Origin of the sequence: Brevibacillus sp. NPDC003359 (assembly GCF_042878995.1) — a bacterium.
Classification (GTDB): Bacteria; Bacillota; Bacilli; order Brevibacillales; family Brevibacillaceae; genus Brevibacillus.
The window spans coordinates 40,041-60,710 of the sequence record NZ_JBIAOR010000017.1 but is presented as its reverse complement, the minus strand read 5'-3'; the positions used below and the strand labels follow the sequence as shown (position 1 = coordinate 60,710).

At 48.1% G+C, this 20,670-nt stretch carries 23 protein-coding genes; 5 read left to right on the top strand and 18 right to left on the bottom strand.

The genetic code is table 11. The annotated features are described in order from the left end of the window. Window positions 1-10: 10 nt before the first annotated feature. The 11 genes from ACFYU8_RS26920 to ACFYU8_RS26870 form a co-directional block, all read right to left on the bottom strand. The gene (locus ACFYU8_RS26920) at window positions 11-700 is read right to left on the bottom strand and encodes an FHA domain-containing protein (protein WP_390305595.1); all 690 of its coding nucleotides are present in this window, start codon (window positions 698-700) and stop codon (window positions 11-13) included. Between the two features lie 217 nt (window positions 701-917). Next, the gene (locus ACFYU8_RS26915) at window positions 918-1,247 is read right to left on the bottom strand and encodes a cupin domain-containing protein (RefSeq protein WP_017251270.1); all 330 of its coding nucleotides are present in this window, start codon (window positions 1,245-1,247) and stop codon (window positions 918-920) included. A gap of 209 nt (window positions 1,248-1,456) precedes the next feature. Further along, window positions 1,457-1,735, bottom strand: coding sequence for a DUF2277 domain-containing protein (locus ACFYU8_RS26910; RefSeq protein ID WP_390305598.1), 279 nt, complete (start codon window positions 1,733-1,735; stop codon window positions 1,457-1,459). Between the two features lie 124 nt (window positions 1,736-1,859). Further along, complete coding sequence (locus ACFYU8_RS26905; RefSeq protein WP_390305600.1) at window positions 1,860-2,846, bottom strand: helix-turn-helix transcriptional regulator; 987 nt, start codon at window positions 2,844-2,846, stop codon at window positions 1,860-1,862. A gap of 141 nt (window positions 2,847-2,987) precedes the next feature. Beyond that, the gene (locus tag ACFYU8_RS26900) at window positions 2,988-3,761 is read right to left on the bottom strand and encodes a GNAT family N-acetyltransferase (protein WP_390305602.1); all 774 of its coding nucleotides are present in this window, start codon (window positions 3,759-3,761) and stop codon (window positions 2,988-2,990) included. A 16-nt stretch (window positions 3,762-3,777) separates the two neighbouring features. Next, entirely contained in the window at window positions 3,778-4,671 is an 894-nt protein-coding gene (locus ACFYU8_RS26895) for an AEC family transporter (protein WP_390305604.1), read from the bottom strand. Between the two features lie 12 nt (window positions 4,672-4,683). Then, the gene (locus ACFYU8_RS26890) at window positions 4,684-5,649 is read right to left on the bottom strand and encodes a PfkB family carbohydrate kinase (RefSeq protein ID WP_390305606.1); all 966 of its coding nucleotides are present in this window, start codon (window positions 5,647-5,649) and stop codon (window positions 4,684-4,686) included. Window positions 5,650-5,849: 200 nt separating this feature from the next. Then, the gene (locus tag ACFYU8_RS26885; protein ID WP_390305608.1) at window positions 5,850-6,833 is read right to left on the bottom strand and encodes a glutaminase; all 984 of its coding nucleotides are present in this window, start codon (window positions 6,831-6,833) and stop codon (window positions 5,850-5,852) included. A 19-nt stretch (window positions 6,834-6,852) separates the two neighbouring features. Beyond that, window positions 6,853-8,274 (bottom strand): M20 family metallopeptidase, encoded by a 1,422-nt coding sequence (locus ACFYU8_RS26880; protein ID WP_390305610.1) that lies wholly within the window; start codon window positions 8,272-8,274, stop codon window positions 6,853-6,855. A 25-nt stretch (window positions 8,275-8,299) separates the two neighbouring features. Then, window positions 8,300-9,529 (bottom strand): MFS transporter, encoded by a 1,230-nt coding sequence (locus ACFYU8_RS26875; protein WP_390305612.1) that lies wholly within the window; start codon window positions 9,527-9,529, stop codon window positions 8,300-8,302. A 235-nt stretch (window positions 9,530-9,764) separates the two neighbouring features. Then, the gene (locus tag ACFYU8_RS26870; protein WP_390305614.1) at window positions 9,765-11,063 is read right to left on the bottom strand and encodes a hypothetical protein; all 1,299 of its coding nucleotides are present in this window, start codon (window positions 11,061-11,063) and stop codon (window positions 9,765-9,767) included. A 169-nt stretch (window positions 11,064-11,232) separates the two neighbouring features. On the opposite strand from ACFYU8_RS26870, the gene ACFYU8_RS26865 reads away from it, so the two are divergent. Both ACFYU8_RS26865 and ACFYU8_RS26860 read left to right on the top strand, forming a co-directional pair. Continuing rightward, complete coding sequence (locus ACFYU8_RS26865) at window positions 11,233-11,757, top strand: DinB family protein (protein WP_390305616.1); 525 nt, start codon at window positions 11,233-11,235, stop codon at window positions 11,755-11,757. Window positions 11,758-11,951: 194 nt separating this feature from the next. After that, a complete protein-coding gene (locus ACFYU8_RS26860; RefSeq protein WP_391365915.1) occupies window positions 11,952-12,182 on the top strand; it encodes a hypothetical protein in 231 nt (76 codons plus the stop codon). 85 nt (window positions 12,183-12,267) lie between these two features. Here ACFYU8_RS26860 and cuyA read toward each other — a convergent pair whose 3' ends face one another. Next, entirely contained in the window at window positions 12,268-13,272 is a 1,005-nt protein-coding gene (gene cuyA, locus ACFYU8_RS26855; RefSeq protein WP_390305620.1) for a D-cysteate sulfo-lyase, read from the bottom strand. 138 nt (window positions 13,273-13,410) lie between these two features. Here cuyA and ACFYU8_RS26850 point away from each other — a divergent pair, with 138 nt between their 5' ends. Continuing rightward, window positions 13,411-13,614: a YgaP family membrane protein gene (locus tag ACFYU8_RS26850; protein WP_390305622.1), complete on the top strand. Its 204-nt coding sequence runs from the start codon at window positions 13,411-13,413 to the stop codon at window positions 13,612-13,614. A 21-nt stretch (window positions 13,615-13,635) separates the two neighbouring features. Then, the gene (locus ACFYU8_RS26845) at window positions 13,636-13,977 is read left to right on the top strand and encodes a DoxX family protein (protein ID WP_390305625.1); all 342 of its coding nucleotides are present in this window, start codon (window positions 13,636-13,638) and stop codon (window positions 13,975-13,977) included. On the opposite strand, the gene ACFYU8_RS26840 is transcribed toward ACFYU8_RS26845, so the two are convergent. Beyond that, window positions 13,974-14,591 carry a DUF3267 domain-containing protein gene (locus ACFYU8_RS26840; protein ID WP_390305627.1) on the bottom strand — a complete coding sequence of 206 codons (618 nt, stop codon included), beginning with the start codon at window positions 14,589-14,591 and terminating at the stop codon, window positions 13,974-13,976. The two genes, ACFYU8_RS26845 and ACFYU8_RS26840, sit on opposite strands and share 4 nt — an antisense overlap. A 121-nt stretch (window positions 14,592-14,712) precedes the next feature. Next, window positions 14,713-15,648: a cation diffusion facilitator family transporter gene (locus ACFYU8_RS26835; RefSeq protein WP_390305629.1), complete on the bottom strand. Its 936-nt coding sequence runs from the start codon at window positions 15,646-15,648 to the stop codon at window positions 14,713-14,715. A 177-nt stretch (window positions 15,649-15,825) separates the two neighbouring features. Here ACFYU8_RS26835 and ACFYU8_RS26830 point away from each other — a divergent pair, with 177 nt between their 5' ends. Continuing rightward, on the top strand, window positions 15,826-16,215 hold the full coding sequence (locus tag ACFYU8_RS26830; protein ID WP_390305631.1) for a hypothetical protein: 390 nt from the start codon (window positions 15,826-15,828) through the stop codon (window positions 16,213-16,215). Window positions 16,216-16,247: 32 nt separating this feature from the next. Here the strand turns inward: ACFYU8_RS26830 and murQ are convergent, their stop codons facing one another. Genes murQ through ACFYU8_RS26810 form a run of 4 tightly spaced genes read right to left on the bottom strand, consistent with a single transcriptional unit; the run spans window position 16,248 to window position 20,658 of the window. Beyond that, window positions 16,248-17,162 (bottom strand): N-acetylmuramic acid 6-phosphate etherase, encoded by a 915-nt coding sequence (gene murQ / locus ACFYU8_RS26825; protein ID WP_390305633.1) that lies wholly within the window; start codon window positions 17,160-17,162, stop codon window positions 16,248-16,250. A 38-nt stretch (window positions 17,163-17,200) separates the two neighbouring features. Beyond that, window positions 17,201-18,814 (bottom strand): glycoside hydrolase family 3 protein, encoded by a 1,614-nt coding sequence (locus ACFYU8_RS26820; protein ID WP_390305635.1) that lies wholly within the window; start codon window positions 18,812-18,814, stop codon window positions 17,201-17,203. Between the two features lie 30 nt (window positions 18,815-18,844). Further along, window positions 18,845-19,807 (bottom strand): GNAT family N-acetyltransferase, encoded by a 963-nt coding sequence (locus ACFYU8_RS26815; RefSeq protein WP_390305637.1) that lies wholly within the window; start codon window positions 19,805-19,807, stop codon window positions 18,845-18,847. A gap of 23 nt (window positions 19,808-19,830) precedes the next feature. Beyond that, on the bottom strand, window positions 19,831-20,658 hold the full coding sequence (locus ACFYU8_RS26810; protein ID WP_390305639.1) for a carbohydrate ABC transporter permease: 828 nt from the start codon (window positions 20,656-20,658) through the stop codon (window positions 19,831-19,833). Window positions 20,659-20,670: the final 12 nt, after the last annotated feature.

Below are 20,670 nucleotides of genomic sequence, written 5' to 3'. Positions count from 1 at the left end.
GTACTGCCTGCTATTCTTCCCACATGTAACCAAAGCGCGGGATCGTGGTGACGTTCTCGCCATATCTGCCCAACCGCTTGCGCAAACGATAAACGAGAGCGTTGATCTCCGCTCGTCCCACATCCGGGACGCTGCTCTCCGCATTCAACAACCGCTCCGGCCAGACGAGTACCATGATTTCATCATAGCTGACCGCCTGATTCGCACGTTGGTACAAAAGCATGAGCAAGTCCATATCTTTTCCGGTCAAATGGATTCTCGCGCCATCGAGACGGATTTCTCTGCGTTCCAGATTGATGACCAAGCCAGAAGTGGAGGTTGTTTCTTTTGGGTTCGCCAAAGGAAATGAGAACTCCCGTGTCACATCCATCTCGCTACCCTCTGCAAAAAATATCATCTCTACCACGCCCTTGGCCAGCGTAATATGATCACCGTGATAAAGAAAATGCGGGGATTGTATCGGACTTCCGTTCACTTCTGTCCCATGCTTGCTTTGCAAATCAGAAATCGTATACTGGTTATCGATTTTCCGTATCACAGCATGCCTTCTGGATATATACGGACTGGAAAAAGCAATGTCTGGTTGTAATTGATTGCCCCGTCTCCCAATCGTACACTCTTCCTTATGAAGAAACTGACGCTTTTGAAGCTGCTCAGGGTCTCCTTTTTTAATCAATACATATATGCCGTCGTCCAACATTCATCACCTCGAAAAGAGTTGGAGCTATCAGTATTTATTACATTACAAATTACGCATAAGTCAACACTTTTTTATTTTAGCGGCAGTTCAAATTGAACATTTATTCATAGCAAAAAAGCCGCCAACTATCCAGCCAACGCAAGTGACCGGTCGATTGACAGCTCTATATCATCGCTATCCGTGAACGAATAGCGCTCGATTTTCTATGTTGATCGCCTTAGGAGCAGCGCTTGAGAGCAGCGAATTTTTTCGGTTCAATCGCCAGTAGATGACAATCGCCATTCGGGATAAACAGCTTGTAGGAAACTCCCTTTGGAACAACGATAAACTCTCCGGCTTCCACCCATATATTGCGCTCGTGGTACATCAGCAGCAGTCTGCCTTTGACGACAAACAACAGTTCATCTTTCTGGTCATTTTGTTGCCAAGGATACTCACCTTGCAGCTTCTCTAGCTTAATAGACGTATCATTCATCTCTCCGACAACCAGAGAGCCCCAGGAATCTTGCAAGCGTGATAAATGTTGTGCGACGTTCACCTTTTCCATAATGATCCTCTCCCCTTTGCACTCTACGATAATATAATTTGCAGGAGAGAGACATAGTAGCGAAATGATAAATCATCTCATAAGACGATGATAAGATGCTGAAATATCTGATTATCCTCCATAGGCTCACCTCGTATTTGCTCACATAATAAAAATGGGCAGTTGCCCTAATGGACTGCCCGTAAAATAGACTGCTTGTCTTCATTGTCTCAAGACTCTGTCGTACCAAACCGTTTGGCGTTTCTCGCGCGAGCACGCTCGATTTCGACTTCTCGATTACGTGGCTCTGCATTCGTCATCAGTGAATCCAGGAGGTTTTTCGCCACAACGGAGACCTCTTGGACCGCCCGGTGAAAAGCCTCTTCATTGGCCTTCGAAGGCGTGTTGAAGCCCGAGAGCTTTCGCACGAATTGTAGGGCTGCTGCTTCAATCTCATCTTCTGTCGCGGGTGGGTCGAAGTTGAATAAGGTTTTGATGTTTCGGCACATGGCTTACACCTTCTGTTCCCTTTTTTGTATCATTTTACTATACGTGATCGATGAATCGCTAGAAGAGAGGAGACGGAGTGAAGCGCGATTATGGCCAAACGAGCATTAACCTATGCCCTCCTGATCATGTCCATTCCCTCCCCCTCTTCACTTCGGAAGGATTAAGTCCATACTGCTTGCGAAACGCCTCGGAGAAATGACTGAAGTTGGAGAATCCCACGATGAGTGCAACCTCACTGACATTCAGATTGCCCTCCCGCAGCAATCCAAGCGCTTTCTCCAAACGTCTTTCCCGCAAATAGGCAAAAACACTCGTCCCGAACTCTTCTTTGAAGCCGATCTTCAGCTTGTATTCATTGAGCTGTGCCATACGCGCCAGTTCGATCAGGGAAGGCGGAGACTCCATATTTTCGAGTAGAATGTCACGGGCGGTGTGAATCTTTTCCCGATCACTCCGAGATAACTGTGACCTTGGTCGATTCTCTTCCCGCTCGAATAAAAACGTATCCAGCGCTAACGACACAATCTCAAGCATCTTGCCCTCTGTATGCAATCTCCGTAGCTTCAAATGGGAGGATGAAAAATCGTTCAACTGCTGGAGCATCCGAGCCATATTCGCTTGCAATGGCATCCGAAACAGACGGTAGGCTTGATTGCCGAGCAGTCCTTGAAACGAATACGCTGCTCCCACATCGCTCTCAGCCACCCACTCATTAAATTGCTCCACAGAAATACCGATCCCGACAGATCGATGCGCAACATCCGCCCGATACATAAAATGTGCATGGAAGTCGTTCATCAATTGAAGGGAGCAGCTCCCAGGCAAAAACTCGTGTTGACTTCCCGAGACGACGAACTCACCGCTCCCCTCCAAGCAAAAGCTAAGCTCAACCATGGCTGCCTGCGATTGTATATCCATGACGCGGTTTTCCTCGGGTGTGTAGCTGGATTCGACCAGCTCCAATCCCGGTCGAGGAGTCAGTCTCCGAAAGTAGCCATCATTATTCGTCAGTGTATACCGATTCGCTTCGGTCACAATGCGATCACTTTTTGTAGCTGGCAATGCATTGATATAGCTATCGTATATGGAATGTACAGATGCTTGATTCATGACCTTCTCCCTGCCTAACCATATGTAGGATATTCTTGCAAATGATTCTTATTCTCATAATAGTTACACAGGCGTATATCTGCAACTACAAAAGCTGCCCTTCGTAACAATGGGCAGCTTCCTTTTCCGTTTTCCGCGATACTATTTATACTCAAAAAAACAAGGATAAGAATAGGCGAGAAATTCAAAGCCTTTCTTCTCCAGAATCGGTCGGCTCATCGGACTCGCATCAACCATCAATAGCGGATACCCGCGCTCGTGCGCTGCTTGTACCCGTACTGCCACGAGTGCCGTATAATAGCCTTTGTTTCTGAAGTCAGGCAAAGTAGAGCCTCCCCACAGACTGCCAAAGGACGTCCCCTCATGCAAATACATCCAAGCCGCACTCACTGCCTGATCGCCACTGTATGCGGCATATACGAGCAAGCTTGCGGGGTTTTCCGCCAAATCCCGTTTTAATCTCTCTGCAAGTTCCGGATTCGCACTCCCCCATACTCGTTCCTCCAACTGCATGATATCATCAATGCCTGCCGAATCGGTAATGTGGCGAATCTCAGGAGGAATGCTGCGGCTTCGCATGTCCTCTGACTGCGTCACATCCATCACCAACAGCGCTTCTTCCTCTCCTGCGGTAAAACCATGGGCCTTCAACCGTTCGAGCAGATCGGCGGGCTGGTCATAGTCAAACAGCTTCCATTCGAAAGACTGCTGAAGACTTGAGAAATACTCGATTTCTTGCGCGATGACTTGATCTGCATCATCCGCAGACAGACGAGAAAACAAGACTGTTCCTGGCTCATCTGAGAGAGAAACGTGGCGAACAATATGTTCTGTTTCTTCTCGTCGAACCTGCGGATCGTTCATTTCTACTCTCATCTCTTTATCAAAAAGCTGAAGCACTTCTTGTTTATGCATGCCTATTCCTCCCTTTTTAATGCAAAATGTTCAATAAAAACGTGAGCGTCCCTATACTGATGACTGTCGTAACCAAGACACTGCTGGAGACGAATTGTGGCCGCATGTTGAACTGAATGGCATAGATCGCGGTGGTTGCGGCAGATGGCATGGCTGCCAGAACGACCAGCACCTTTTGCAAAAGCGGATCAATCGGGAATAACAGACAGATGAAGTACGCCAAAAGTGGTGACGCCACCAACCGTATGACACTCGCAGCACTGAGTCCCTGCCACTCTAGCGCTTTGGTAGATACATTGGCGAGCTGCATGCCCAAGATGAGCATCACCACTGGAATCGCCGCCTGTGCAACGAGATCAATCGCCTGATAGTAGCTCTGCGGGATGACAATTTGCAGCTGTTGCATCAAAATCGCGAGAACCACAGCGTAATTGGACGGCTGCTTGAAGATCGCTTTGATGGCCGTCCCCATTCCATTCCCGCCTCGGGAGGCAAAATACACACCGAATACGCCCATCATGATCGAGTGGAAAACCATGATTTGCACCGCATATGTAAAGCCAGCGTCTCCGAAGGCAAACAAAATAATCGGCGTCCCGTAGTTCCCGCTGTTCATGAAGGCGGTCGCGAGCATCAGTGCGCTTTCCTGTTGCTTGTCGTATTTGAACATTCGTGCCGTCAACTGCGTGATCACAACGAGAGCAGCCAGCAAGAGCAGCGAAATCACGACGATGTAAAATAATTGCAAGTCCAGCTGTGTTTTGTAAAAAGTACGAAAGACGAGCGCCGTCGACAAAATGTAGATCGCCAGCGAAGAGATAGGCTTCAAATCCATTTTGAAAATACGCTGTAAAATATAACCACTAAGAAAAATGAGCAAGACAGGAAGGATGACTTCCACAAAAATCATGACGCTTCCCTCCTAACGCACTGCTTCCATGAAGCCTTTAATCTCTTCCAGCGTAGGCATGGCGGGAATGGCTCCTGTTCTGGTTGTCGTTAGTGCACCTGCCGCATTTGCAAAGCGCACCATATCCTCCAGCTTGACTTGTGGGATATCCAGCATACTTTCCCCCACCTCAAGAAGCCGATAGAGCAGCGCGCCCACAAACACGTCTCCAGCTCCTGTTGTATCGACCGCAGTTACGTGAAATCCGCCGACTGTACCGAATTGATTTCGTGTGCGGTAAAAACACCCCTTTTCCCCCAACGTGACAAAAACAGCTTGCAGATCATACTGCGCAAGCATCAACACGGTCGCTTCCTCGACATCCTCGCTCCCCATGAGAAAAGCCAGCTCTTCCTCAGACAGCTTGACGATATCGGCCTGCGCCATTCCTTTGAGGGCCATTACCTTCGCTTCCTCCAGATCAGCCCATAAGGACGCTCGAATATTCGGGTCAAATGATAGGAGTCGTTGATGCTTTTTCGCGCACGCAACGGCTTTCCATGTTGCTGCTCTGGATGGCTCATGCGTCAAGGACAACGTACCGAAATGAAAAATGGCAGCCTGTGCAATCAGCGCCTCATTCACGTCTTGCTCCCGCAGCATAATGTCTGCACCCGGATTGCGGTAAAAGTGAAAGGAACGATCCCCTGTCTCATCGAGATGCACAAAAGCCAACGTCGTAGGCGCTTCCTCCGTGAGTACAAGCCCCTCTGTGCCAATATTCTGTCGGATTAAGGTCTGTTGCAAAAAACGCCCAAACACATCGTTTCCCACCGCACCGATAAAGGAAGTCCGTTTTCCAAAGCGCGACAGAGCGGCAAGTACATTGGCAGGCGCTCCCCCAGGATTTTGCTCAAATGCAACGCTGCCCGGCTTTTCCTTCTGCTGTACAGGTGTAAAATCAATCAACAACTCGCCACATGCAACCACATCTACCACGTTGATTTCCTCCGATGACCGTGATAGCTCCAGTATGTCATAGGTTCTTTTTTTTGCCAATGAAATCCAGGCTGCATTCTTTATGAAAAACAGAATTTCGATTCCGATAGAATACGAAGAGAAACTTATAAAAAATCAATTACATAAGTAAAAGAAATGGCTAAAGATCCAGACATGCTCTGTGATCTCTAGCCATTTTTTTAATAAATCGTCAAATCCCACGTACTTGCCATATGCTTGAGCAACGCGACACCTGCTACGCTGTTTCCGTACTGGTCAATCGCCGGTCCGTATACTCCAATTCCGCAGCCTCCAGCAAAAGGCAGCTCCCCCGAACGCCCACGCGGAGGGACAGCAGCCATAATGCCTCCCGATACGCCACTTTTCGCTGGTACGCCCACAAAAGCGGCAAAATTGCCGGAAGCATTGTACATGCCGCATGTGACCATCAGTGCTTTAGTCACGCGGGCCAGCTCTTTGCCGAATAGCTGTTCCTTGCGTATCGGATCATAGCCATCATGAGCCAAGATCAAGCCGATTTTCGCGATGTCCTCTGCCGTTACCTCCAGGGAACATTGCCGAATGTACGCGTCCAAAGCATCCTCTACCGGACAGGCCAAAAAGCCAGTAGCTGCGAGATAGTAGGCGAGAGAACGATTTCGGTTGGCCGTTTGCCACTCGGAGCGGTACACATCCTCATTGATTTGATGCTTGCGTCCTGTCATGCGCTCGACCATTTGTTGAAAGGACAGGAATTTTTCCTGAGTCGAGTCCCCCTGCAACAAGGAAGAAACCGTAATGGCTCCTGCATTGATCATCGGATTAAAAGGTCTTCCCGGCTTGTGCATTTCCAGACGAACCATCGAATCAAATGCGTCTCCAGTAGGCTCTACATCCACCTGCTCCAATACATTCGCAATCCCATGGTGCGTACATGCTGCGAGAAAGCTGATGACTTTTGAAATGCTTTGCAGGGTGAAAGGAGCATCGTAATTACCTGCCCTGCTGATTTGTCCATCTGGTCCCACCACACAAATCCCTAGCTGTGTTGGATCAGCCTCTTTCAATGCAGGGATATAAGCAGCGCATTTGCCCTTGCTGGACTCCCCGCGATATTGCTCGATCCATTGTTCCAAGCAGTCTGTTTCGATCGTTCTTGTTTGCTGCGCCACTTGACTAACCATCTTCCTTTTCACCGTCGATTTAAGCTTTTTGAGGTGGTTGAACATCGTCTGGGATGAACGAGAAATATTCTTCTCCTTCCAAACGTTCCTGCAATTCGGCTTTTGCCTGTTCGATCCATGTCGGATTTTCCATCGCCTCAATCGCAGTAGCGGCCATGACTTTGCCTGCTTGCAGCATCCCTTTATGTGCGATTGGCATAGCCCCTTGCGAGACGACCTGCCACGTATGGAATGGCGTTCCCAGTGCCCAGCATGTCGTCATGCATTGCATCGTCGGAACTTGCCAGCTGACATCACCCACATCCGTAGAGCCGGCAAGTGTAAACTCGTGCGTAGAAAGCGGCCCGACCACATCCGCAATCGCTTTGTCCTTCAGTTGCTTCGCTGTTTCACGATCCAAACCGAACAACGACGCTCTCATATCCTCTGCGGATAGGGTAGCCTGAATTTGTTTGGCATATTGCTGATCTGCTTCATCGTACGTAGGTACGCCGACTTCAACCAGATTCTTGTGCATGAGCTTGGCTAATACTGTATTCGGCACGAGGTCAGAAGCCGTACCTTCAAACACCGCTTCCATGGTGGTTCCCGTCATGAGGGCGGCTCCTCGTGCGATGTCGTAGACTCTTTCATACAATTCCTTTACTTGCTGCTTTTTCGGAGCGCGAATCAAGTACACGACCTCCGCAAAAGGCTGGACGACGTTTGGCGAAATTCCGCCTGTATTCGTAATCGCATAGTGAACCCGTGCTTCTGGAATCATATGCTCTCTCATGTAGTTCACGCCTACGTTCATCAGTTCAACGGCATCCAGGGCACTGCGTCCCAAATGGGGAGCGGCTGCTGCGTGCGCGCTTTTTCCATGAAACTGAAAACGAACAGAGTAATTCGCAAGCGAGCTGATGTTCATGATACTTGGTGCTGTCGCAGGGTGCCAGGAGAGCGCAAAATCTACGTCAACAAATACTCCAGCTCTTGCCAAATACGCTTTACCAGAGCCAGCTTCTTCTGCTGGGCACCCATAGTAGCGAACTGTACCTTGTAAGCCAGTTTGCTCCATGTAATCCTTGATGCCAACCGCTGCTGCCAACGCTCCGGCACCCAAGAGATTATGTCCACATCCATGCCCATGGCCGTCCGTTACAATCGGATCATGGTTGATCGCGCCTTTTTTCTGGCTCAAACCTGCCAGCGCATCATACTCGCCCAGGATTGCCACAACGGGTTTGCCGCTGCCGAAGCTAGCAACAAAGCCAGTACCCAGTCCAGCGATTCCTTTCTCCACTTCAAAGCCTTCTGCTGCCAGCGCTTGACACAAATACTCGGCAGAACGATGCTCCTCGAAGTAGATCTCTGGTGTTTCCCAAATTTTATCGCTAACGCGAATAAACGCGTCTCTTTTTTGCTCAATTAACGCAGAAATGATCTCGATTCTGTTCATTTCATACGCTCCTTTCTCTCGAAGTTCAGGCGGATGCACTGTCGGCGTTTTGCTTCAATAGCTCGCCTTTTTCATAGTTCAACGATAATAGTGCGCCGATGCAGATGACCGCGAAGCCGATCAGCATCCAGAACGCTGCATCAAATGAACCGTTAAACGCTTCTACGATGAAACCGATCGCCATCGGCGTGATAAAACCTGCGAGCTGTCCACCTGTATTCACGATGCCCATCCCCGTTCCCGCTACGGCAGCCGGAAGATTTTTCAGGACGACAGACGGCAACAGGATGATCACAAAGGAAAGGAACAGCGACACAATTGCTTGGTACGTAATAAACATCGTCACGCTCGATGCAGTAAACATGAAGTACAAGAGCACAGCAACCACGACACAGGACAGGCTTCCAATGATTTTTTCGCGACCTTTTGGCAGCTTGTCCAGTACATAGCCGCTCACATAAATACCGACCAAAGTAGCGAAGCCTGGAATCGTTTGCAGCCAACCGAGTGAAATCATATCCAGTCCGCGTACCTTGCTCAAGTAAGTTGGCATCCAGGTTACGAGGCCCCAGTTTACTGCGTAAATGCTAAAGTAAGCGATTAAGAGACTCCACAGCAAAGGCGTTTTAAACAGCATAGCCAATGAGCTTTTTGGTTGATCGGAGCCAGTTGTATTCGTTGCAGACTCTGCTTGTGGAAGTTTAATATAGCGCCAGAACAGGAAAGCGATGATGGCGCCAATGGCTCCAATGACGACAAACATGGTTCGCCAGCCAATGGTTTGGATCATCCAAACGGATAAAATCGGGGAGAAAAGTCCAACAATGGCACTAGAGGAGAGCATCACGGACATTGCTCGCGAGCGTTCCTTTACAGGAAAGATAGTAGCGATAATCTTCGAGCTGGCTGGTTGGAAGCCACCTTCGCCGATCCCGAACAGAAAACGGATGAGAATCATCGAAGCCATAGACCAAGCGGCTCCGGTCAGCCCTGTAAAAATAGACCACATGACAACAGAAACGATGAGTACTTTTCTGGAACCAAATCGGTCTGCCAGCCAACCTCCAGGCATTTGCATGAGTGCATAACCAGCAAAAAAACTACTGAGCAATAATCCCGTGGATGAAGCACTAAGCTGCAAGTCTTCTGTGATCGACAAAATGGCATAGTTCATGACGTATCGATCCAGATTCCCTAATGCCCAGCCCAGAAAGAGTAGCGCTAAAATCCAGTTTCTCGTGCGTGCTGATACCATATGTGTGGATACCTCCTTCTAGATGCATTACTAAGCTAGTCTTTCATTTTGGCGAAAGCGCATTCATCTCGTTGGATGACTGAAGATACGCGCAAATATGGTCCAGCCTTCTTATTTACCGCATATATTACGACATGTCGTTATATATACTCTACGAAATGTTGAGACTATTGGCAACAGTTTTTTTAAACATTTTCACTACCAACAAATGACAAAAGCACCCGTTGCAGGGTGCTTACAAGAGTCGATATCGTTTGGTGGGTCTTCCTCGCGTTGATTGCGATTCCTCCCCCGAGCTTTCCGCCAACTCAACGGCGCATAAATCCGCGACGATTCGCTGGGCATTTCGCTCGCTCATTTGCAAATATTTGGCCAGGTCCTTTGTCGTGAAATCGGTCCAACCCATTTTTTGTAGCAAAGCATCGAGCTTTTTATAGCTTTTGACGCTGATGTTTCCTTTTTTCAGCTTTTCCAAAACCTCATCGTCATCGGCACGATACGAGTAGGTGAGCTCCTCTTCCTGACCGACCCACTCCACAATTGTCCCATCATCCTGAATCATGACGATATCTCGCGCTGCTTTTTCCTTCGATTGGCGCAGGGCGCGATGGGCATTCACCTCTGCTGCAAAAGCCGTCTCTCCAAAACCGATACCGACTGCGATGGTCGTATCTGCTTCCTTCGCCAAATATTCGACTGTTTGTTGCAAGGTAGGAATCTCCCTGTGAATCGTCCCACGCGTGCTGAAGATGACATATCGGCCATTCCCTTGCTCCAGGAGCGATCCATCCACCTGCTCGCACAGCTTGATCAACGCTTCCTTTATACGTAGCTCCAAATATTGCAAATGATATGGGGTCTTTGCACTTTCCTTGATTCTGTCAAATTGCTCGACTTCGATCATCTCTATCCCGATCTGTGTATCCTTGAAATACGACGTCCGCACTTTCTCGACAAACACACGTACCGTTTGCTGAATCTCCATTCGGCTTGGCGAGATCCAATAGGCTGGGATACCTGCTTCTACTAGCGCTTGATAGACCGTCGGATAGCAGGTCATCGCAGCGTCTGTCTTTTTCTCCTTCCATAGCGCAAGATGAAAATCCAACAGCTCCTGCGGATCGATCGTCGCTTCGAACGTCTTCATATACATATCGCTCACAGAGATGTTGATGCTGTGCAGGGAATCTTCCATGTATTTGGTGGATAAGAGCATGTCAATACTGACCCGGTCTACCAGTCTTCGCTGGGTGTAAACCATTTCCAAAAACCCTTTATAAATGCTGGACTCCGTCGGATAAATATGTTCCATCCGCTTGTCATCGTCTAATGCTTGTTTGGCAATCATGTACGGAATCGGTCCGGAAAAAAGCCAATGATCTACGAACGGATCATTTTCCAAGACGATCTTTGCCGTCTCTTTCGTCTCTGTATACGGATATGGGACAAAATTCATCCCTTCATCGAATTCCTTGGCAACCGCAAGAATTCTCTCTACCGATTGCTTGGGACCCACTACGCCGATTTTAAACATCCATCAATCCAACCTCTACCCTCTATTTATCGAACCTTGCCTACGACCATTCTATACGTATTCTCTGACACAAATCCACCCTTCGCACACAAAATGGGCAGGACTACGCGAAACGAAAGAGAAATGTTGGGAGAATACTACGGGTTTCCATTCCGAAAGGAGTCCTACGATGAATTTTAATCTGAAACAAGCGATTGAGGTTCTGGAGCGTACACCGCAAACATTGGAGTATTTTTTAGTGGGCTTATCGGATGGATGGTTACAGGACAACGAAGGGGATGCAACCTGGAATGCCACCGAAGTAATCGAGCACTTGATCCAGGCTGAGAAAATAAATTGGCTCCCACGGCTCGAAATGATTCTTCAGGATGGGGAAAGCAAACCCTTTCCTATTTTTGACCGTTTCTCTCACTTACACGAAACTTCCGAAAGGTCGTTCGCACAAAAGCTCCAGGAATTCAAAACACTTCGAACAGAAAATCTCGCAAAACTACAAGCACTCGTAGAACTGGAAAAGAATCTCGAATTAACAGGGATACACCCTGCATTTGGCGTAGTCAAGGCAAGAGAGCTACTCTCTACGTGGGTGGTTCACGATTTAACGCATATGGCGCAGATCGTACGGGTCATAGCCAAGCGGTACACGGCGGATGTTGGACCTTGGCGGGAATATTTAGGTATCTTGAATAAGTAACGCTTGGTTCTCCATATTGCTGACGAACCTGCTTAACCCTACCTTTGTTAGCCAAGTTTTGGGGGAAGATGTGGCGATCTATTCCATGGGAGAGGTTACGTATTCCATAGGCGCAGTGCTGGCGGGATTTCTTCTTACCTGGTTTCGTGGAAAAATCGGTGCCTTTCCTTAATATGGTAGGGAATTTCATCTTGATGGCGATTGCTCTTGTAATGACCGTTGTGATCCCAATGGGCTCGGTTTTTGTGTTGCTCTCTGCATTTATGGGCTGGTGCAATGTATCAACCAGCGCATCAGTCGGTTACCTTGTATTGGCAGGTCTTTTGGTAACGGCCACGCTAGGAATCGTCGTTTCCATGCGTATGCTGATGCAGCAGGTAGGCACCCCCGATGTTGTGGCAGACCAAGGCACTGTGAAGCACTAAGTCTGTCAGCTTTCTTATAAAAAGACAGCGGTAGCTATGGACGTGAAAGTACATCCTAGACTACCGCTGCCTGCTATCATTTACGCTATTTGGATGGCAAAAACAGCTGAGGAACGGTATACAGCGCTGGGGCACCACCCGTATGCAGGAACAGCACATGATCGTTCCGACTAAAACGCCCTTCGCGAATCAAGCCGATCAAGCCTGCCATTGCCTTACCCGTATAGACCGGATCTAACAAAATCCCCTCTGTCCGTGCGACCAGCTGTACCGCTTCGATCATGCCATCCGTTGGAATCGCATAGCCTGGACCGATAAATCTGTCGTCACAAAGCACAGCCTCTGCTCGTATGTCCCCTTGCAAACTGATCAGTGCAGCTGTACTGCGAAGCAACCCCATCACCTTGGCTTCTTGTGCAGCCCGATCGCGGCTAACATTGATCCCGATTACTTTCGTGTTAGACTGGCGCGCCATAAAACCGGCAATGAGACCTGCTTGCGTACCGCCACTTCCTGTTGCCGTCACGACATAATCGTACGGAGTCGTCGTTTCCAAAGCCTGCTGCTCGATTTCTTCCGCACACGCCATGTATCCCAAAGACCCGACTTCATTGGAGCCGCCTACAGGGATCAGATATGGCTTTCTGCCTTGTTTTCTCAGACCTTCAGCAAGCTCCTCCATAGCTGTAAACAGATCTGCCTCTGCTGGAATGACCTCGATTTTTTCTGCTCCCAGCAAGTGGAACAACAGATGATTGCCGCTCGCTTGAGGATGGTAGTCGCCCGTCTCAGGCGCGGACAGCACGAGCTGGCAGTGCATACCTTCGCGAACGGCCGCCGCCAGAGTCAACCGGCAGTGATTGGATTGGACAGCTCCACAAGTAATCAATGTGTCTGCCCCTTGCTCGATTGCCTCCGCCACCAAATACTCCAGCTTTCGCGTCTTGTTTCCCCCTTCTGTCAAGCCAAGCAAGTCGTCCCTCTTGATAGAAATGCTCGGTCCCCCCAGCTCCTTGGAGAGTCGCTCCAGCCTTTCGATTGGTGTATGTCCTTGCGTGTATTTTCTGCGATGGTAACGGATATGGTTCATGCTTTTCTTCCCTTCTGCTTGGCGTTTGTTTTGGGATGGAAAAATCTTCGCTTTATGTGACTTTGTTACATGCAGCAAAAAAGCACTCCGGTACAATAAGTCTCATCAAACACAAACACCATAACCGGAGGGATAAACATGAAAAACGTCGGTCGTTTTGATCAAATGTTTCGTATCATTGCTGGGTTAGCCTTTCTGTCCTTGTTCTTCTTTCTGGAAGGAGGCTACCAATACCTTTCATTGATGGGCATTCCGCTACTGTATACAGCTTTGACCAAACAATGCTTCTTCTATCGTATCTTTGGGATTAGCTCTTGCCAACTTCCTTCGCAAAAATCGTAATTTTTCCAATTGACCTTACCGTTGAACACATTTATCATGATTCATTCACTGATTTTGGCTTTGATGTTTTCCATCTCTGTGTTAATGAAATTTTTACGCGCAAAATCTATGCTCCAGCACTGGAAAGAATATGGGTACCCACTTTGGTTTATGGACGTAATTGCCTCACTTGAGCTAGTCGGAGTCATCGGCGTGATTAGCGCTTTTTGGATACACGGGGTATTAAAACTCGCATGCACCCTGTTTGCCATCCTCATGCTTGGTGCTATCCATGCCCATCTTTTTCGGGCAAGACATAAGCCCGTCATGGCAATAAATGCAGGATTTATGTTGATATGTTCGTTGCTTCTTCTTTGGATTTAATTGTTTCCGAGCGATTTCCAATACGTCTTTTGTCCGTTACTGATCAAGGTTGCCTGTTTCGGAACTTGCTTCATCACCAGGAAAAGAGTCAGCATATCGACTGATGAAGCTAGGGCATTTAGTAAAATCAAAAATTTGAATGTGGTAGTTAACCATCCAAAAATACCTAGAAGAAATGGCAACATAACCGAAATGATAATGAATGGGGCGATGGTAATCAGTATGTATCTTGCTTTTGGAATCTTTTCTTCCGTTGCTACAAATCCTCCAAACAAGGTAAGCCCCATCCATGTTTTTTCTGATCTCATGAAATTTGGGATGAAAATCAAATGCAAACATTCATGAATAATGACCAAGGCGAGTATGAAGAAAATCACACCCAAGTTAATGGATATGGAAAAAGAGCCGGATGTCAGCCCAAATTCCTGCAAGGTTAGTGGCGAAAAAATATGGATGATCCCAAAAGCGATGAGGGCATTGATCAGCATAAAAGGCATCGATAAAAGAGTTGCCCAGCCCAAATTCTGAGGTTCTTTTAGTGGAATCCATTCATTTTTCATCAACTCGACATGTACATTTTCATGATACAGTGGCAATTTGGTTGTTATTTTCATAAAAAGACCTCCTTCCTGTCTATTTAGACGTTCACCATATGTGTTCAGTTTCTTTGATGGGAAGTAAAAAAAAAGCTATCTCCTGAGCTTCCTTGGAGACTAGCCTTTTTCTCCTTGTCATTTATGCTTGCTGAAGCAAAAACTGCTTGCCATATTCCCCGTGATCCAGGATCGTCGGGTGCTCGATCTGAATCGTCGAATGGTCAATTCCGTACTTCGTTTGCAGAATGTGATTAATCGCCAGAATGACACAATACGGCTGGATGCCTTCACGAACGAACACATGCGCTGTCAGGGAGTAATGTTCCGTGGATACCGCCCACAGGTGCAGCTCATGGACATCCTCCACTCCCTCAACTTCACTGAGGTCCTGACGGATTTGCTCGAGATCAAACTGCTCTGGAACAGATTCCATCAACACGAGCAACGACTCACGAATGATTTTGGCACCACCTGTAAAAATAATTCCCCCAATCACCAAGCTAATCAACGGGTCGAACAAGTAGTAGCCTGTCATGTAAATGAGAATCGCCGAGGTAATCACACCGACGGAGCTGAGCAAATCTCCAATAAAGTGCCATAATGCGCTTTTTACATTGAGGTTGTCTTCTTCCTTCATGCTACGGGAAAGTACGATGGTCAGCACAATGTTTACAACCAAGCCAATAGATGCGATGGTCAGCATCAACTGCAAATCAACGTCTTGCGGATTGAGCATCCGTTTGATCCCTTCAATGACAATCCCGATCGAAATCACGGCAAGAGCCAAGCCATTCAAGAACGAAGCAATAATTTCAAAACGGAGAAATCCGAATGTGTACTTCTTATTCGGCTTACGTGTCGCCATATAAATAGCGGTCATACTCAACCCTAAAGCAAAGACGTCAGAAATCATATGGGCGGAATCGGACAGGAGCGCGAGTGAATTGGACATCAAGCCTCCCACAACCTCCACGATCGTAAAAAACAACGTCAATATGAGCGTAATCCACAATGTTTTCTTCGATGTTTGCTGTTCTTTCACATGATCAAGATGATGATAATCACCCTTTTTCATACGTATCACCTCTGTCCATTTAATTATAAAAATTACAATGTAATAATTAATGTAATCATATCCTCTTTTTCGAAGATATTCAAATGAACATTTTATGGATCATACAAGTGATTTTCATTACCAGTTATGTCCTATAGCTTATAATGATGGAAAAAGCATGATTGGGAGGCGGAGAATTTGCCTACAAAATCCGATGAAATCATGACATTGATTTATTCCATTGAATCTCATACATGCACAGCTTCAGACCAAGAAATCATCCAAAAAGTCTACTCATGGATTCCAAGCTATACCTGTCCCACTGCCGCTGAAGGTTATTTTATGGTTATATCGACAGTCCTTCACTTTCGTCCTCAACTGGAAGAAGATTTGTTAAAAAAAGCAATCGAACCTTTATACTATTTGGGATTAGACAACGCGCAAGACATACTTTCATGGATAAAACAGTACCAATTTAGCACGGGGGGATATCGACCTCGAAAGAATGGTTTGCAGTGGCTAAGTAAGGCTAATTCAAGAGTAGAGCAATTTGAGAAAGCACTCTGCTACCTCAAAGACCTTGAATAACAAAAAAAGCCTCATCCAAAGGATCAGGCTGATCATTCCTTATTGTGTTTCCCTTCCAAAATCCGCCGAATATTCCCCTTGTACTGGGTGAGCAAACGGCTTGCCTCTTCTGCTGGCACCCCGGTCTTTTGCATCACGATCGCCAGTTTTGCGTCACCGCTTGCCTTTTGCAACAGTACGTCTGCCTCATCGGTAGAGATATTGGTCGCTTCTGCCACGATTTGTTTTGCCCGTTCCTTCAGCTTTTCATTTGTTACCTGCACATTGACCATCAAATTTTTGTACACTTTCCCCAGCCGTACCATGCATCCGGTCGTAATCATATTGAGGACCATCTTCTGCGCCGTCGCAGCTTTTAAGCGAGTCGATCCGGTCACCACCTCTGGCCCTACTACCACATTAATCGCTACATCCACACCTTGACTGATCTGCGCCACCTGGTTGCAGGACAACGAAATGATTTTTGCCTGCCGCCTTCTTGCTTCCGCCAACGCTTCGATCACATAGGGTGTCCGACCGCTCGCTGCAATTCCCACCACGGCATCCCCTGCCCTAACTCCATAGGCAAACACATCTTCCCTGCCGTTCTGCTCCATGTCTTCGGCTCCTTCGACTGCCTTGACGAGCGCTTTTTCCCCGCCTGCAATGACTCCCTGCACCAATGAGGGGTCCGTACCAAAGGTTGGCGGGCATTCAGCAGCATCGAGCAACCCCAATCTCCCACTCGTTCCTGCTCCAAAATAAAAGAGTCTTCCACCATTTTCCAAGCACTCTGCGATCAAATCAACTGCCGCTGCTATCGAGGCCAGCTCCTTTTCAACCGCAAATGCGACTGTTTTATCCTCCTCATTCATAATCTGGATAATTTCCATCGTAGAGAATTTATCCAGCTCTTCTGTATTTAGATTTCTTGTTTCTGTCGTCAAATCGCGCAGGTGAAACTTCATCCACTTACCTCCCACCCATCTACACTCATCTTCTCTTTCTACCCCACTCCATGCTGCTTTTTCTCCGATGGAAACAGACTCACCGGAAGATGTCCAGCGGCCTTTCGTTCCCCAAACAAAATGTCTGCCACAAGCTCTATCGCTTGGTACGTATGGTCGTAAACGGCGAGATACGCATCGACCTCTGGCATTCCTAAGAGATCATACGGGTTTCGCAGGGCGACAACCACGACCTTTTTCCCCTGTTGAATCAGCCGATTCACCAGCAGAGATTGGCCTTTAAAGATATGGGCATTGTACGTAAAAACGACGATTTGCTCCACGGCTGACATCACATTCGTCACAGTCTCCACTCCACCCTCTGTCGGGTTGAGCGTCGACATCAGATGATATTCAACTGCACGATATTTTCTCAATGGTTCGAGCACATCTCCAGAAGCTACTTGCCCATCCTCTGCCAGAGTAAGGTTGGTGATCCCCGGAAAAATCACGCCAAGCGGTTGCGTGCTTCTCTGTAAAGGAAGCAACTGATGTTCATTTTTCACCAAGGTTATGGCCTGGGCGAGCGCACTTTTTGCCATGTCTGCATGTTGGACACGGTCAAAGGAAGGGCCTTTTGCTCGCAAGCAATGCTCCCAGGAAAGAAAACGATTCTTTAATTGAAGCACGCGATTCACCGCTTCGTTGACCCGCTCTTCAGGCAGCTCCCCCGAATGAATGGCCGCAATCAGTCGGTCATACGTTTTTTGTTGAACTTCATGCGTGTGGGAAATCAGGATAAGATCGATCCCAGCCTGCACACAACGAACCGCTGCTTCTGGAACCCCAATGGTACCCGCAATGGCAGCCATTTCCATACAATCCGTAATCGCGACCCCATCAAAACCGAGTGACTCACGCAATATCCCCGTCACGATCTCCTTGGAATACGTAGCAGGAGCAGCTGACTCATCCATGCTGGGCAAACTGATATGTCCAACCATCACCATTGGGACACCAGCCGCGATACTGCGCTGAAATGGAACCAGCTCGACCTCTTCCAGTCGCTTACGATCATGTCCGAGCACAGGAACAGCTTCATGAGAATCCGTGCTCGTATCACCATGACCGGGGAAGTGCTTGATAGAGGGAATGACACCACTCGCAAGCAAGCCTTGAATGGCTGCCTCGCCAAACCGCGCCACCTGCTCTGGCGCTTCTCCAAAAGACCGCACCCCAATAACCGGATTGTCCGCATTGTTGTTCACATCGACCGTCGGGGCAAAATTGACCGAAATCCCTGCTGCACGCAGCTCCTCACCGGTTGCCTGATAGATGCGCTTGGCTTGATCGAGATTGCCTGTCGCCCCCAAAGCCATTGCTCCTGGAAAGCGAGTCGCCCCTTTTTGCAGACGGGAAACTACACCGTTTTCCTGATCGGTCCCAATCAACAGCGGATAGGGATGCCAAGACTCATGCGCCCAGCTCTGAAGCTTCTGTACGCGTTGATAGGTTTCTTCCGGTGTCCCGATATTACGGCTAAACAGAATCACGTTGCCAATCTGCTTTTGTTTGATCCACGTTTCCATTTCTTTGGGAATATCCAGTGTAGGGTAACCGATCATCAGTAGTTGCCCGACCTTTTGTTCCACTGTCATATGTTCGGCTTGCATGGAACCCTCCTCCCTATCGACTTGCTCTTGTCAAGAGAATGCTTTACCGTACTTCGCATACTGTTTCCAGCTGCGATACCCGAGCCTCGCATAGAAGTCGACCAGTGTCGTCCAATCGATGACAATGTTTGGGATACCACGGTTCCGCAAGGCCACAATGCCCGCCTCCACAATCGCCAGTCCCAAGCCCTGTCCCCTATACTCCGCATCTACGCCCAACGGACCGATGCCGCCCAGCCCATCTGCAAACAAAGGCGCCCAGTATACGTTTTGTGCAATAAACGGAGAATCGGCATCATTGATCCGGCAAAAACCGACGATTTCACCATCTAGCTCCACAACGACGAATTCGCGTCCGGTTCCTCCCCGCTGGAAATAGTGAATGGCTTCATACTCCCAGCGTCCGGGGAAGCATCGATGTAAAAAGGTCAGGAATCTGTCTTGATCCGCTCTCGTCAACAGCCGAAAACGGCCCTCTGGTACCTCGGGCAATTCCAGCTCTGCTGGTTCGAGATACTGGCATAACAGATCGTTCTCCAATCGATTCTCTGAGTGATACCCTTGTCGCTCAAACCACGTTTTTACGTCCGCAGATTCATCGGGTATGCCCGGGAAATAATGATACGGATCGCGTCCCAGCGAGATCTTTTCCACCCCTTGCTCTCGCAACGCATTTTCAGCCCGTGCCAGCAATTCACGCCCGACCCCTTGCCCGCGATGTGCTGTAGACACGAGCAAAACCTGTATCCAACCAATGCCTTTTCCCAATTGAATGTCGAGCTTTTCCTGCCAGCATTTGGCCACGACAAAACCGACGGGACGCTGCGTCACAGCATCTAACGCAATCCACGACCCGGCTTTTACTACATTCTGATCCTCAAAGCTGTTTTGCCGCATGAGCCCAGGCCGCATGGGAAAGCGATCACCCAACTCGTGATTCCACAGCTCGCACAGCGCGTCTGTATATTGATCGTCCCAATGTACGTATTGCATCGGATGCTATCCTCCTTTACTCCCTATTTCAATCCAGAGGTTTTGGAGCCTTCCACAAAATACTTCTCCGCAAACAAAAACACGATCAAAATCGGAATCAAGCTGATCAAGGCCCCTGCTACCAGCAATTGATCCTCTGTCTTGTACTGACCGCTCAAGGACAAAATCCCGATCGGCAGCGTAAAGTTCTCATCCGAAATCAAATAAATGACCGGCGCCAATATCTCATTCCACTTCCCCATAAACGTAAAGACCGCCAGTGTTGCCAAGGAAGGCTTGCACATCGGCAAAAACACCCGCCAATAAATCTGGAACGGATTGCAGCCATCCAGCTTTGCCGCCTCTTCGTAATCCTTCGGGATGTTCAAGAATGCTTGCCTCATTAAAAAGATGGCAAACGGCTGTCCGAGCCACTCCAAAATCCAAAGCGGAGCCAACGTGTCGAGCAGTCCCAAATTTTTAAAGATAATAAACTGCGGGACTATCGTGACGATCCCTGGGATCATCATCGTTCCCAGCACGATGATGAACAGCGTGTCTCGGAAAGGAAAGCGCAGCCTGGCAAAGGCAAAGGCAATCATCGAGCTGGACAATAAGGCCCCGATAACGGAAAGGATCGCAACAATTAGACTGTTGATCGTATAGCTGCTGAAATTCGCCTGTTCCCACACAGTTGTATAGTTGCTCCACTGCGTCGGATTGGGCAGCCATTCTGGTGGAAATTGCATATACTGCTTGTAGGTTTTCAGCGAGTTAAACACGGTTGTCAAAAACGGAACCAGCATAATCAATGCACTGGCTATGACAAACAGATATCCAGCGATCTTATTGAGAGGAAGACGCTTTTGCATGGCTACCTCCTT